General features: G+C 38.0%; 14 protein-coding genes. 11 read left to right on the forward strand and 3 right to left on the reverse strand.

All coding sequences use genetic code 11. From position 1 onward, the window contains the following. The first annotated feature begins 68 nt into the window (after positions 1–68). Together IGJ19_RS04540 and IGJ19_RS04545 are read left to right on the forward strand one after the other, a co-directional pair. Positions 69–1,649, forward strand: coding sequence for a peptide chain release factor 3 (locus tag IGJ19_RS04540; RefSeq protein WP_071865989.1), 1,581 nt, complete (start codon positions 69–71; stop codon positions 1,647–1,649). 242 nt (positions 1,650–1,891) lie between these two features. Next, entirely contained in the window at positions 1,892–2,113 is a 222-nt protein-coding gene (locus IGJ19_RS04545) for a flagellar motor switch protein (protein ID WP_071865990.1), read from the forward strand. Positions 2,114–2,134: 21 nt separating this feature from the next. Here IGJ19_RS04545 and IGJ19_RS04550 read toward each other — a convergent pair whose 3' ends face one another. Next, the gene (locus tag IGJ19_RS04550; protein ID WP_071865991.1) at positions 2,135–2,455 is read right to left on the reverse strand and encodes a DUF1827 family protein; all 321 of its coding nucleotides are present in this window, start codon (positions 2,453–2,455) and stop codon (positions 2,135–2,137) included. 194 nt (positions 2,456–2,649) lie between these two features. Then, complete coding sequence (locus IGJ19_RS04555) at positions 2,650–4,887, reverse strand: ATP-dependent Clp protease ATP-binding subunit (protein ID WP_071865992.1); 2,238 nt, start codon at positions 4,885–4,887, stop codon at positions 2,650–2,652. 544 nt (positions 4,888–5,431) lie between these two features. Between IGJ19_RS04555 and IGJ19_RS04560 the strand changes: the two genes are divergently transcribed. The 6 genes from IGJ19_RS04560 (at position 5,432) to IGJ19_RS04585 (ending at position 11,168) form a co-directional block, all read left to right on the forward strand. Then, positions 5,432–5,698, forward strand: coding sequence for a phosphocarrier protein HPr (locus IGJ19_RS04560; RefSeq protein ID WP_002287602.1), 267 nt, complete (start codon positions 5,432–5,434; stop codon positions 5,696–5,698). Beyond that, the gene (gene ptsP, locus IGJ19_RS04565) at positions 5,698–7,425 is read left to right on the forward strand and encodes a phosphoenolpyruvate--protein phosphotransferase (RefSeq protein ID WP_019723966.1); all 1,728 of its coding nucleotides are present in this window, start codon (positions 5,698–5,700) and stop codon (positions 7,423–7,425) included. The genes IGJ19_RS04560 and ptsP overlap by 1 nt, the downstream gene beginning before the upstream one ends. A 164-nt stretch (positions 7,426–7,589) precedes the next feature. Beyond that, on the forward strand, positions 7,590–8,630 hold the full coding sequence (locus IGJ19_RS04570) for a glycosyltransferase family 4 protein (protein ID WP_071865993.1): 1,041 nt from the start codon (positions 7,590–7,592) through the stop codon (positions 8,628–8,630). Positions 8,631–8,653: 23 nt separating this feature from the next. Continuing rightward, entirely contained in the window at positions 8,654–9,877 is a 1,224-nt protein-coding gene (locus tag IGJ19_RS04575) for a glycosyltransferase family 4 protein (RefSeq protein ID WP_071865994.1), read from the forward strand. Between the two features lie 87 nt (positions 9,878–9,964). Next, positions 9,965–10,852, forward strand: coding sequence for an NAD(P)-dependent oxidoreductase (locus IGJ19_RS04580; RefSeq protein ID WP_142432971.1), 888 nt, complete (start codon positions 9,965–9,967; stop codon positions 10,850–10,852). Between the two features lie 85 nt (positions 10,853–10,937). Then, positions 10,938–11,168, forward strand: coding sequence for a YkuJ family protein (locus IGJ19_RS04585; protein WP_010735881.1), 231 nt, complete (start codon positions 10,938–10,940; stop codon positions 11,166–11,168). Positions 11,169–11,198: 30 nt separating this feature from the next. On the opposite strand, the gene IGJ19_RS04590 is transcribed toward IGJ19_RS04585, so the two are convergent. Then, positions 11,199–12,155: a GIY-YIG nuclease family protein gene (locus tag IGJ19_RS04590; protein ID WP_071865996.1), complete on the reverse strand. Its 957-nt coding sequence runs from the start codon at positions 12,153–12,155 to the stop codon at positions 11,199–11,201. A 309-nt stretch (positions 12,156–12,464) separates the two neighbouring features. On the opposite strand from IGJ19_RS04590, the gene fabT reads away from it, so the two are divergent. Genes fabT through IGJ19_RS04605 form a run of 3 tightly spaced genes read left to right on the forward strand, consistent with a single transcriptional unit; the run spans position 12,465 to position 14,156 of the window. Next, on the forward strand, positions 12,465–12,905 hold the full coding sequence (gene fabT, locus IGJ19_RS04595) for a fatty acid biosynthesis transcriptional regulator FabT (protein ID WP_010735879.1): 441 nt from the start codon (positions 12,465–12,467) through the stop codon (positions 12,903–12,905). 9 nt (positions 12,906–12,914) lie between these two features. Next, positions 12,915–13,877, forward strand: coding sequence for a beta-ketoacyl-ACP synthase III (locus IGJ19_RS04600; protein ID WP_272018245.1), 963 nt, complete (start codon positions 12,915–12,917; stop codon positions 13,875–13,877). A 54-nt stretch (positions 13,878–13,931) separates the two neighbouring features. After that, positions 13,932–14,156 carry an acyl carrier protein gene (locus IGJ19_RS04605; protein WP_034688440.1) on the forward strand — a complete coding sequence of 75 codons (225 nt, stop codon included), beginning with the start codon at positions 13,932–13,934 and terminating at the stop codon, positions 14,154–14,156. Positions 14,157–14,255: the final 99 nt, after the last annotated feature.

The raw sequence follows: 14,255 nt of genomic DNA on the forward strand, positions 1-14,255 counted from the left end.
GAACTATCGAATAGTCGAAGGGGTTCTCTTTTATGAAGCAATAGACAAATGAAGAATGGAGTAAATTTATGAACAATCCAGAATTAAAACAGCAAGTGGACAATCGACGCACATTTGCGATCATTTCCCATCCGGATGCGGGGAAAACAACGATCACCGAACAACTGCTTTTATTCGGTGGTGCGATTCGCCAAGCAGGAACGGTCAAAGGGAAGAAAACAGGTAATTTTGCAAAATCTGACTGGATGGAAATCGAAAAACAACGTGGGATTTCTGTTACTAGTTCCGTGATGCAATTTGATTATCACGGTAAAAGAGTCAATATTCTAGACACACCTGGGCATGAAGATTTCTCAGAAGATACGTATCGTACGTTGATGGCTGTCGATAGTGCAGTCATGGTCATAGATAGTGCAAAAGGGATCGAGGCACAAACCAAAAAACTTTTCCAAGTAGTTAAAAGAAGAGGTATCCCTATTTTCACTTTCATCAATAAGTTGGACCGAGATGGTCGAGAACCGCTTGATCTATTAGAAGAATTAGAAGAGTTATTAGATATCGAATCTTGCCCAATGAATTGGCCAATTGGTATGGGTAAAGGATTGGAAGGATTATACGATATCCATCATAACCGAGTAGAATTCTATCGTCCTGAGAATTATCAAGATGAACGCTTAGCTCAATTAGATGAAGAGGGCCACTTGCCAGAAAATCATCCCCTAAGAAATAATTCATTGTACGAGCAAGTATTAGAAGAAGTAGAGCTGTTAAAAGAAGCCGGGGATTCCTTTAATGAAGAAAAAATTGCACGAGGAGAGCAGACGCCAGTATTTTTTGGTTCAGCTTTGACTAATTTCGGTGTTCAGACGTTTTTAGAAACATTCGTTGATTTGGCGCCATCTCCTTACGGACACAAAACCCGTGAAGATCAAGTAGTCAGCCCTTATGAACAAGAGTTTTCTGGTTTCGTCTTTAAGATCCAAGCCAATATGAATCCAGCTCACCGAGATCGTATTGCATTTGTACGGATTTGCTCAGGGACTTTTGAACGTGGAATGGACGTTTCATTGGAACGGACGAACAAAAAATTGAAATTGAGTAATGTCACGCAGTTTATGGCAGATGCCAGAGAAAACGTTGAAAATGCTGTAGCAGGAGATATCATTGGTGTATATGATACCGGAAATTATCAAATCGGCGACACATTATATGAAGGAAAACTAAAAGTAGCTTATGAAGAATTACCTTCATTTACGCCTGAGCTTTTCATGAAAGTAACGGCTAAAAATGTGATGAAACAAAAATCATTCCACAAAGGAATCAATCAATTGGTACAAGAAGGTGCCATCCAATTATATAAAACCTATGTGACTGAAGAATACATCATCGGGGCTGTTGGACAATTGCAATTTGAAGTTTTCCAATATCGGATGTTGAATGAGTACAATGCAGAAGTGATCATGTCGCCAATGGGTAACAAGATTGCTCGTTGGATCGAGCCAGAAGATCTGGATGAGAAAATGAGTTCGAGTCGTAATATCTTAGCGAGAGATCGCTTTGATCAACCGCTATTCTTATTTGAGAACCAGTTTGCAGAGCGTTGGTTTGCTGACAAGTATCCAAACGTAAAATTAAAAAGTTTGATGTAATCAGTGATTCTCGTTACTCGTCAGTTGCTTTATTTTTAACATAAAGCTTAAAAATATTCATTTAGCATATAAAAAAAACAAACACACGGCGATTCATGTTTTCAGTGAATTGTCGTGTGTTTGTTTTGGATTTTAACGTTTTTTTGGTTATTTTGAAAAAATCAATTATAATCAAATAAAAAAATAGATTAGAATATTTTTGCGTATATATATATAAAATAAGCAAAGAAAGTAGGGAACAAATGGAAACAGAAATCGAAAAAAAACAGCGTATTGAAAGAAAAAAAGCAAAAATGCGTCGAGTATGTCAAATGTTGGATATTGAGAACTGGGAAAAAAATGAACGGATCGTCAAAGAAATCCGCTCGATCATCCAAGCGGATCGACCTGTAAAGGGGAGGGAAGTTGGAAATAGGAAAAAGAAAAAAAGGGAATGCCAAGTGCCGTCGACAAAACCCTTTTGATTCATGATTTAGTTTTTATATCTACATAGCAATTGGTGCATCTAAATTTCTTTTTGGAATAGAGATTTCTACTAATCCCGGTAACTCGATCACTTGGATGTCTTCAGGATGGTACTCAGCGTCATGGATTTTTTTTAAGAAGTAGTGTTGGATTTCTTCAATTTCCTTTGGTTGGATATTGCGATTTTCATTCATCAGAACGATTTCGTTGTGCTCAGGAGCTTCTGTATAAATAACGGTTGTATTTCCTGCGGTATACACCTTGACCATATGTGCATCTGTATTTTCCAACTGATTCAAAACTAATCGTGAATGGCTGTTTGTTACATTAACTAGTTTCATGGCGCTCACCTCTCTTATGTATTTAAGAAATAACTTACATTAATTATAATTTTTTTTTAGTAAAATGAACAGCATTTTGTCTTCTTAAATTTGAATGGAAGAGAAAAAATCGTTACTTTCTTTTCCAAAAATAAAAACAAAAGCGGAGAGTGGCAAACTCTCCGCTCGATTTTTACTACCATTCCAATATGGAATTACTCTGTCGATTCGTTGTTTGCTTCTTTGACTAAACGTTCAGGTTTAGACGTAATGACGATTTTGTCGTCTTTATCTAATTTTGCTTTAAGATCTGAGATCGTTGGATGATCAAGATAGAATTCGGCAATGCCGTCTTCAATTTGTTCTTGGATCGTCCGACGTAATGGTCGGGCACCCATTGCTGGATCGTAACCAAGATCAACCAGCTTTTCTTTGACATTCGTAGGAACGTCCACATGTAATTGTTGAGCCGCCAACAATTGGTTGACATCATCAAGCATGAGAGTAACGATCGTCATCAAGTTTTCTTTTGATAAAGCACTGAACTCGATGATTCCATCAAAACGATTCAAGAATTCTGGTGTGAAATAGTTATTCAATTGATTCAAGACAGAACGAGTCACACCTTCACGAGCAGCACCAAAGCCAACATTGGCTTCTACTTTTCCAGTTCCTGCATTACTTGTCATGATGATGATTGTATCTTTGAAGCTGACTGTACGACCTTGCGCATCGGTTAAACGTCCATCATCTAAGATTTGTAGGAACATGTGTAAGACATCTGGATGTGCTTTTTCTACTTCATCAAGCAAAACCAAACTATACGGATTTCTACGTACTTTTTCAGTCAATTGACCAGCTTCTTCATAGCCGACATAGCCTGGAGGAGAACCAATCAATTTTGCGACACTGTGTTTTTCCATGTATTCTGACATATCGAAACGAATCATTGACTCTTCAGATCCAAATAATTCGTAGGCTAGTTGCTTCGCTAATTCTGTCTTACCAACACCAGTAGGACCAACAAATAAGAAAGAACCAATTGGACGGTTTTTCTTACTTAAACCAACTCGATTACGACGAATGGCTTTGGCTACCCGATCAACCGCATTATCTTGCCCAATCACATGTTTTTTCAAGTCGTCTGCTAAGTTTTTCAATTGGGTTTGTTCTTTTTCTTTTAATTCACCAACAGGGATGCCTGTCCGTTGTTCAACGATTTTTTCCATGTCTTTCTCAGAGATCACTGGGATTTCTTCTTCTGAAAGTTGACGTTCTTGCATTTTTTTCAATTTATTGATTTGATCGCGATAATAAGCTGCTTTTTCGAAATCTTCTTCTTTAGAAGCCAACAACTTTTGTTCTTCCGCTTCTTCTAATTTCTTTTCGATCATTTTTGGATCAACGATTTGGATCGTCAAGTTTTTCTTAGATCCTGTTTCATCCAGTAAATCAATGGCTTTATCCGGTAAAAAGCGATCTTGGATATAACGATTGGACAATCTAGCCGCAGCTTCGATCGCAGCATCTGTATATTTGACGTGATGGTAGTCTTCATAGCGCTTTTGCAATCCTTGTAAAATACTGATTGTTTCATCTACAGAAGGTTCATCGACACGAACAGGTTGCATCCGGCGCTCTAACGCAGCATCTTTTTCAATGATTCGGTATTCATTCAATGTTGTTGCCCCAACCATTTGTAATTCGCCACGAGCTAACGCGGGTTTTAATATATTTCCGGCATCCATGTTACCATCACCAGCTGAACCAGCCCCAACGATTTCATGAACTTCATCTATAAATAAAATGACATTTTCTGCTTGTCTGATTTCTTCAATCAGTTTTTGCATCCGTTCTTCAAATTGTCCTCTGATTCCTGTTCCTTGGACAAGTGAAACAACATCTAAACGAATTACTTCTTTATCTAGTAATTTTTGTGGAACATCGCCATCAACGATTTTTTGAGCGAGTCCTTCAACCACAGCCGTTTTACCGACACCTGGTTCCCCGATCAATACAGGGTTGTTCTTTGTACGGCGATTCAAGATTTCAATCACGCGCTTGATTTCATCATCTCGACCGATGACTGGATCGATTTCACCTTGGCGCGCTTCTTCTGTGATATTGATACCGTATTCGCCTAAAAGACCATCTGAAGCGGGGCCTTGTGGTGGTTGTCCACCATTGAAGTTGTTGTTCCCACCAAATTGAGTAGGGGGAGTTTGTTCATAATTTCCTTGTTGTTGCATTTGACGAGACATCGAACGAAACAGATCGTCCAGACTCCCAAAGCCAAATGGATCATTTTGGGCCATACTTGTTAGACCTCCATTTTGCTGATTTTTGATTTTTTGGTAACAGCTCTGACAATAGTCAAGTTGTGTACGTTGGCCATTGACAGTCGCATACAAGTGAATCGTTGCTTCATTTTTTCCACAGTTTTGACAAAGCATAAAACATTCACGTCCTTTCAAACATTGGTCATTAAGTCTATTTTACATCGCGCCTATCTTTGGGTAAAAGAATAACACTCGATTAACAAACCTTATAAAAGTCATACCTTGTTGACCATTACTGACCATTTAATTTTATTATACTAATTTTTTGAATAGACGCAAGCAATTGATTCTTTTGTTCAGGCAATGTGACAAAACATTTGGGTACGAGTCTCAAGTTGTCGTCGAATCTGTAGGGGAATATAGCTAAAATCTCATGAATGGTTCAACCACTCGACAATCACTGAGGGGCGAGACGGTTTATTAGATATAAAAAAACATGGAATTTATTAAAACAGGAATAATCGTAACTACACATGAAACAGTTCTACAGAATAGTTTACTGGATTTTCTCTCAATTTAAATGAAAACTGTTGTATCTAAGGAAAAAAAATGGTAATCTTTACAGATGAAAGGGTTCATCTGATTAGTTCTATCATGGATTGCTAAAAAAGAAAACCCTCACATAAAAACAACACTCACTTAAAGGAGACCGATTAATATGGAAAAGAAAGAATTTCACGTAGTAGCAGAAACTGGGATCCACGCACGTCCAGCTACACTATTAGTACAAACAGCAAGCAAATTTAACTCTGATGTAAACTTAGAGTATAAAGGTAAATCAGTAAACTTAAAATCTATCATGGGCGTTATGTCTTTAGGTGTAGGTCAAGGTTCTGACGTTACTATCACTGCTGAAGGTGCTGACGAAGCTGACGCTATGGCAGCTATCGTTGAAACAATGAAGAAAGAAGGCTTATCTGAATAATGGTTGAAATGCTAAAAGGGATCGCCGCTAGTGACGGAGTAGCCGTTGCAAAAGCTTACCTGCTAGTTCAACCGGATTTATCATTCAGTAAGACGACAGTTGAGGATACTTCAGCTGAAGAAGCTCGCTTAGATGATGCTTTAGCAAAATCAACTGAAGAATTACAACAAATTCGTGAAAAAGCAGCGCAAAGCTTAGGTGAAGCAGAAGCGCAAGTATTTGACGCACATTTAATGGTTCTTTCAGATCCTGAAATGATAGGTCAAATCAAACAAAACATCAAAGATAACAGTGTAAATGCTGAATCAGCTCTTAAAGAAGTAACGGATATGTATATCGGTATGTTCGAAGCAATGGAAGATAATGCTTACATGCAAGAACGTGCAGCAGATATTCGTGACGTTGCAAAACGTATTTTAGCACATCTTCTAGGTGTGACTTTACCAAACCCTTCAATGATCAATGAAGAAGTTGTTGTCGTGGCGCATGATTTGACACCAAGTGACACTGCTCAATTAGATCGTAACTTCGTAAAAGCTTTTGTAACAGATATCGGTGGACGTACATCGCATTCTGCAATCATGGCTCGTTCTCTTGAAATTCCAGCAATCGTTGGAACAAAAGAAATCACTGCGAAGGTAAAAGAAGGCGTAATGTTAGCTGTTAATGGGATCGAAGGCGATGTAGTCATTGAGCCAACAGCAGAACAAAAAGCCGAATTTGAAAAAATCGGTGCAGATTATGCTGCACAAAAAGCAGAATGGGAAAAACTGAAACATGCTGAGACAGTGACTGCCGATGGCAAACACTTTGAATTAGCAGCCAACATTGGTACACCTAAAGATTTAGTTGGTGTACACAACAATGGTGGTGAAGCAGTTGGACTTTATCGTACTGAATTCCTTTATATGGATTCACCAGATTTTCCTACTGAAGAAGACCAATACGTTGCTTACAAAGCAGTATTGGAAGGAATGGAAGGAAAACCTGTCGTTGTTCGTACAATGGATATCGGTGGAGATAAAGAATTACCATACTTGCAATTGCCGCATGAAATGAATCCTTTCTTAGGATACCGTGCATTACGTATCAGCTTGTCAGAACAAGGGGACGATATGTTCCGTACGCAAATGCGTGCGTTATTACGTGCCTCTGTACATGGAAACTTGCGTATCATGTTCCCAATGGTTGCTACACTAAAAGAATTCCGTGGTGCAAAAGCAATCTTTGAAGAAGAAAAACAAAAATTAGTAAATGAAGGCATTGAAGTCTCTGATTCGATCCAAGTAGGGATCATGATCGAGATTCCAGCTGCAGCCGTTATTGCGGATAAATTTGCTAAAGAAGTAGACTTCTTCTCAGTAGGAACAAACGACTTGATCCAATACACAATGGCAGCTGACCGTATGAACGAACGTGTTTCATACTTGTACCAACCATACAACCCATCAATTCTACGTTTGATCAAAAACGTCATTGATGCAGCACATGCTGAAGGTAAATGGGCTGGTATGTGTGGAGAAATGGCCGGCGATCAAATGGCTGTTCCTTTACTAGTAGGTATGGGATTAGATGAGTTCTCAATGAGTGCAACATCGATCTTAAAAACACGTAGCTTGATGAAACGTTTAGATACAAGCAAAATGGCGGAACTAGCGGATCGTGCCCTAAATGAGTGCGATACAATGGAAGAAGTCGTAGAACTTGTCAATGAATATCTAGCTTGATTTTCAGAACAGGCACAGTATTTTGCTGTGCCTGTTTTTTTGTCTTCTTGCAATAATAAATAAAATTCCGTTCCAACTTACAAGTTTGTTGGGAAAAAATCGGACTTAAGGTTGAGTGACAGCTTTCACGCTGTGTTATAATATAAGAGTGAGGGGGAACGTAGATGAAGGTATTATTATATTTTGAAAGTGAGAAGATACTTTCTAAGTCCGGCATTGGTCGTGCACTTGATCACCAAAAGCGTGCGCTTAAAGATGTAGGGATCTCCTATACTTTAGATAGTAAAGAAGACTATGATATTTTGCACATCAATACATATGGTATCAATAGTCACAACATGGTCAACAAAGCGCGTAGAAACGGTAAAAAAATTATTTATCATGCGCATTCAACGGAGGAGGATTTTCGTAATTCCTTTATCGGTTCGAATCAATTAGCACCATTTGTAAAAAAATATTTAGTCGGGTTGTATGAAAAGGCAGATTACTTGATTACACCAACTCCATATTCAAAAAAATTGTTACAAAGTTATGGCATCGATTTACCTATTCAATCGATTTCCAATGGGATCGATTTGGAAAAATACCAACCAGACCCTGTCAAAGAACAAAAATTCAGGGAGTACTTCAATCTTTCACCTGATCAAAAAGTGATTATTTGTGTAGGACTGTTCTTTGAAAGAAAAGGAATCATTGATTTTGTTGAAATAGCCAAACAATTACCAGAATATACATTCATCTGGTTTGGTCATGTGCCGATGTACTCGATCCCAAGTAATATCAGAAAAATCGTGAAAGAAGATCATCCCGATAATGTCATTTTTCCAGGCTATATTCGAGGAGAAATCATCGAAGGAGCTTACTCAGGAGCAGATCTGTTCTTTTTCCCTTCTTATGAAGAAACGGAAGGTATTGTGGTACTGGAAGCTTTAGCAAGTAAACAAAATGTGTTAGTACGTGATATTCCAGTCTATGATGGCTGGCTTGAAGACCAAAAAAATTGTTATATGGGGCGAAACAATGAAGAGTTTTCAAAACTCATTCAAAAAATCATTCAACATGAAGTACCTAGTTTAGTTGAATCTGGCTATCAAACGGCTGAAGAACGAAGTATCAAAAGAATTGGTCAACAACTTCAATCCGTTTATCAACAAGTGCTAAAGGCATCCGATTCTTCAGATGAACAAATGCAAGAATCAAAATAAAGGTAGTTTGGAGGCGAAAAAAGATGAAAATCGGCTTTTTTACCGATACCTATTTTCCACAGGTAAGTGGTGTAGCTACATCGATCAAGACATTAAAAGAAGAACTCGAAAAAATGGGACATGACGTATATATATTTACGACAACAGATCCCAATGCAGACAAGTTAGAAAAAGATGTGATTCGTATGCCAAGTGTTCCTTTTGTATCATTCAAAGAACGTCGAGTAGTGGTACGAGGAATGTGGTACGCCTATTTAGTGGCAAAAGAATTAGAGTTAGATCTTATCCATACTCACACTGAGTTTGGAGCGGGGGTTCTTGGCAAGATGGTCGCAAAAAAATTAAAAATCCCATCGATTCATACGTATCACACGATGTATGAAGATTACCTGCATTATATTGCAAAAGGGAAAGTGATTCGACAATCCCATGTCAAATACTTATCTCGTCTATTTGTGAACCATACGACAGGTGTGGTTTGCCCAAGTGAGCGTGTGATCGAGACATTGCGAAGCTATGGGGTGACAGCCCCATTACGAGTGATACCAACAGGGATCGATATCGAAAAATTTAAACGTCCAGAAATCACACAAGAACAAATCAATGAATTACGTACCTCATTAGGAGTAAAGGAAAACGGCTTGATGATTTTATCTTTAAGTCGAATCTCTTATGAAAAAAATATCCAAGCGTTGATCCAAGGGTTTCCAGAAGTCATCAAACACTATCCAGATGCACGACTAATCATAGTCGGAAATGGGCCTTATGTTGAGCAACTAAAAGAACTGATCACGTCGCTGGATTTAGCTGATGTGGTTCAATTTACTGGAGAAGTCGATAACAATGACGTCGCATTCTATTATCGGGCGGCTGATTATTTTGTGTGTGCTTCGACATCGGAAACACAAGGATTGACGTATACAGAAGCAATGGCAGCTGGTACACCATGTGTAGTTGAAGGAAATGATTATTTGAATCGTTTATTTGATCATGCTTCCCTTGGCCGAACATTTGAACGAGATGAAGACTTTGCACCTGCACTTATTGATTATATTGAAAGCAAAGTTGAAAAAAATCCAGAAGTGTTTGAAAAGAAACTTTACGAGATCTCTGCTACTCATTTTGGTCAATCAATGATCGAATTTTATGAAGATATGCTTGTGTATTACAAAGAAGAGATGCGTAAAAAAGAAGAAGAAGCATCCATTGAGCGGATTAAAATTAAATTAAATTCTTTCAAAAAATAAAAAAACAGTGAATAATCCTAAAAAAATCCTTGTTTCTAGCGTATACTAGCATAGAAACAAGGATTTTATCGTTTAGGAGGGCAAAAGATGAAAATTGGTTTTATCGGCACAGGAGTTATGGGAAGCGCGATTGTTCGTCATTTACAAAAAGCTGGCCATGAACTGACTGTTTATAATCGTACGAAAACAAAAGCTGCGCCACTTATGGAAGAAGGAGCAGTATGGGCAGATAGTCCACAAGAAGTAGCTGAGATGAGCCAAGTCATCTTTACAATGGTTGGCTATCCTCAAGATGTGGAAGAAATCTATTATGGTGAGAAAGGCATTTTCCAAGCAGGCGTAAAGGGGAAAACAGTCATAGATTTGACGACAAGTACGCCAACACTTGCTGAAAAAATTGCAACAAGCGCACAAGAGCTTGGAGCAGAAGCCTTGGATGCCCCTGTCTCAGGAGGCGATCTAGGTGCAAAAAATGGCACCTTAACGATCATGGTGGGTGGAAAAGAGAATGTTTACGAGCAAGTATTACCACTATTTCGTGAGTTTGGAACAACATTTACGTTACATGGTTCAGCTGGAAAAGGACAACACACAAAAATGGCAAACCAGATCATGATTGCCGGAACAATGACTGGCATGACAGAGATGCTCGTTTATGCACAGAAAGCTGACTTAGACTTAGAAAAAGTGATTGCGACGCTTTCAGGCGGTAGTGCGGCAAATTGGTCATTGAGTAATTATGCACCTCGTATTTTACAAGAGAATTATACACCAGGATTTTTTGTCAAACATTTTATCAAAGATTTGAAGATTGCTTTAGCCGAAGCAGAAAAAGTAGGATTGGACTTACCAGCGACCAAAGAAGCCCTAAAGCTATATGAACAGTTAGCAGAAAAGGGTTTCGAGAACGATGGAACGCAAGCATTGATCAAGCTTTGGTGGGAAGATGGTAGACAGCCGAAAAAAAAATCCTAAAAAACTAGTTTTTTTGGAGAAAATCAATGCAAGTCGACGATGCTTTTGATACAATATAACAGAACTAAGAAAAGGAGGACCTCCGATGGCACATTCACAATTAGTCGCAATCATTAAACGACTGGAGGCTATGGTCGAATCAGCAGACAATGAGCTGCAAGTTCGTCGCTTTGAAAAAGAGGGCGTAGAAAAATGCACCGTAACTTATGATAAAGCGACAGAAACATTTGAACTAACTGAAACAGACACACATCAACAATACGAATTCGACAATATCGATATCGTTGCGATGGAGATCTATGATTTGATTCAATAAGATTTCGAGCTAGCTAAAAGAGCCTGGGATTCAACCAATCGGTTGGATTCCAGACTCTTTTTTTGTTTCCTGTTCGTCTTTTGTTAGTTTACGTTGGTAGCTGATCAAGATTTGAACAGGATCGATTTCTTCTTGAGACAGTTGTCGCTTGAGTGACAACCTATTGTCTTTTTCATAATAGAAATGAGGTGCTTGTCCAGGGGCTGTGATCGTTGTGTCAGCCACTTGACCGTACGAAACCAAGAAATGCTTGATCTTGGTCTCATCGCTAGCTAACGGCATGCTCAATGTGATTCTCGGTGTTCGTAAAAATTTTTTTTGTTCTTGTATCCGACCAGTAAAGTACGTGATCAATTCGATATCCCGTTGTAGAATAGCTGCCTTCTCAAAATTAAGCTGTTCAATAAAATGCAATTGTCGTTTTTTTAAATAGCCTAACAATTTTTTGTTTCTTCCTTGCAATAGACCTTGGATCTCTTTCTTTTTTTGTTCAAAGCTCAGTGCCTTCATTTCAGGAAGTTGGACTTGTAACGCCAAATGACTGATTTCAGAAAGCCAAGGCATTTGATAGTTTTCTTCGATGATTCGAAGGATACTAGGCATTTTTTTATAAAGGCGAAAAGGTCCGTAAGTTCTTGCGGTAGGAATATTCGTGAGAAAAAGACCATCGGATTGAATATGTAAATAGTTATAGTTGTCAAAATAATTCATCCGACGATTGTAGATAGGGCGATAGTGTTGGATCAATTGACACTCTAATAATAAGGCATCTAGTTCAGTATCAACGACAACGATCTCAAAATCAGCAATCGAACGAACCAAGCGCAAGACTTTTTTCGAGTGTTGTTTATTTTGATGAAAGTACGTACTTACGCGATTTTTTAAATTTTTAGCTTTACCCACATAAATGATTTTTCCATCGCTATTTTTCATCAAGTAAACACCAGGTAATAAAGGTAGGTTTTTTACTTTCTCTTTTAAGTGCATAAGCGCTCCCCTAATTGAATTTGAACTAAAAAGATTATAACAGATTTAAAAAAATGAACAATAAAAGGGATTATATTTTATAAATAAATTAGAGAGATACTTTGATAATCAAAATATTTTTTTGTTCTTTTATTTTAATTTTTAGAGGTTAAAAGGTTGATATTAAAGCATTTTGTCATAAGTTTAAAATTAAAAAAAATTAATAATGCAAAAAAATCTAGTTAAAAGGTTGCATTTTGAAAAAAGTTAAGATATAGTTTGAACATCAAAAGATTTGATAATCAAACTAATTTTAGTGGATGGTGGAACATGGAACCTGATTTTAATACAGTAAATGATTATCTCGTTAGTGTCTTCAATGATATTTTGACGATCGAAGAATCCGAATTAAAAAAGTCACAATTCAAAGATCTGTCGATTACAGAGATGCATACGATCGAGGCAATCGGTATGTACAAGAAAAAGACAACTTCAGAAGTAGCCAAAGAACTGTCGATTACTGTTGGGACCTTGACCACTGCTATCAACAAGTTAGTTAGGAAAGGCTACGTTGAGCGTATCCGTAGTGAAGACGACCGACGAGTGGTGAAGCTGGGGTTGACCAAAAAAGGTAAGTTACTTTACCGCGTGCATCAGCATTTCCATCGTGAAATGGTCAAAAACATTATGGATGGTATGGCTACCGACGAACAACAAGCTTTGCTGTCTGCATTGAAAAACTTGCATGATTTCTTGCGAGATTACAAGTGAGGAAGTTTAATGGAACAATTTGGAACGATCACAGCAACGGCAAGTTTCTTACCGGAAAAAATCATCACAAACGATGATCTCTCAAAAATGATGGACACTTCGGATGAATGGATTTCATCCCGTACAGGAATCAAAGAGAGACATTGTGTGACCGAGCAGGAGACTTCCGATTTGTGTTACCTCGTTGCCGAAAAATTACTAAAGAAAAAAACACTCGATCCAAAGGAACTCGATTTTATTATCGTTGCTACGATGTCGCCTGATTATACATCGCCTTCTGTAGCAACTTTAGTTCAAGGAAGGATCGGCGCAACCAAAGCAATCGCATTTGATATCAGCGCCGCATGTTCAGGGTTTGTTTATGCTTTGAGTGTTGCAGAGAAACTGATTCGCTGTGGCTCAATGAAAGGTTTAGTAATTGGTGGCGAAACATTATCTAAACTGATCGATTGGACGGATCGTTCAACCGCTGTCTTGTTTGGTGATGGTGCTGGTGGGATTTTGTTAGAAGCTGGCTCAAATCAAAAATTAGTGAGAGAATCGCTAGCGGCAGATGGTTCGCGTGCGCAATCCCTTACTTCTGGCTATCTACCAAATCGATCGCCTTTATACACGAAAGATTCAGAAGGTTCTTACTATTTAAAAATGGTTGGACGGGATATTTTTGACTTTGCTGTAAGAGACGTTGCGATGAACATCAAGGAACTCATTCAAGACACACCTGTTGATTATCTGCTTTTGCATCAGGCAAACTTACGAATTATCGAAAAGATTGCTCGCAAAGTAAAAATTCCCCAGGAGCAATTTCTAACGAACATGGATAAATATGGCAATACTTCCGCAGCAAGCATCCCGATTCTTTTAGATGAAGCGATAGAAAGCGGAAAAATTACCTTAGGTCAACAACAAAAAGTGGTATTTACAGGTTATGGTGGAGGATTGACATGGGGAAGTATCCTCATGGAACTATAAACTGATAAAAATAAAAAATATAAAATAAAGAAACAATATCGGAGGAATTATCATATGGTATTCGAAAAAATTCAAGAAATCATTGCGGAAGAATTAGGGAAAGACGCAGAAGAAATCAAATTAACGACAAACATCCAAGAAGACCTTGAAGCAGATAGCTTGGATTTATTCCAAATCATCAACGAAATCGAAGATGAATTTGATGTGAAAATCGAAACAGAAGACGGCATCAAAACAGTTCAAGATTTAGTCACTTATGTTGAAAAACAAACTGCATAATCATCAAGATTAGGTTGGGGGCTGGGACATTTTCCGAAAAAGGAATGTCTTAGCCTTTTTTTAAATGAAACAAAAAGCTATCTATCCTGAATATAAATT

The organism is Enterococcus sp. DIV1368b (genome assembly GCF_050529595.1).
GTDB classification, from domain to species: domain Bacteria; phylum Bacillota; class Bacilli; order Lactobacillales; family Enterococcaceae; genus Enterococcus_B; species Enterococcus_B mundtii.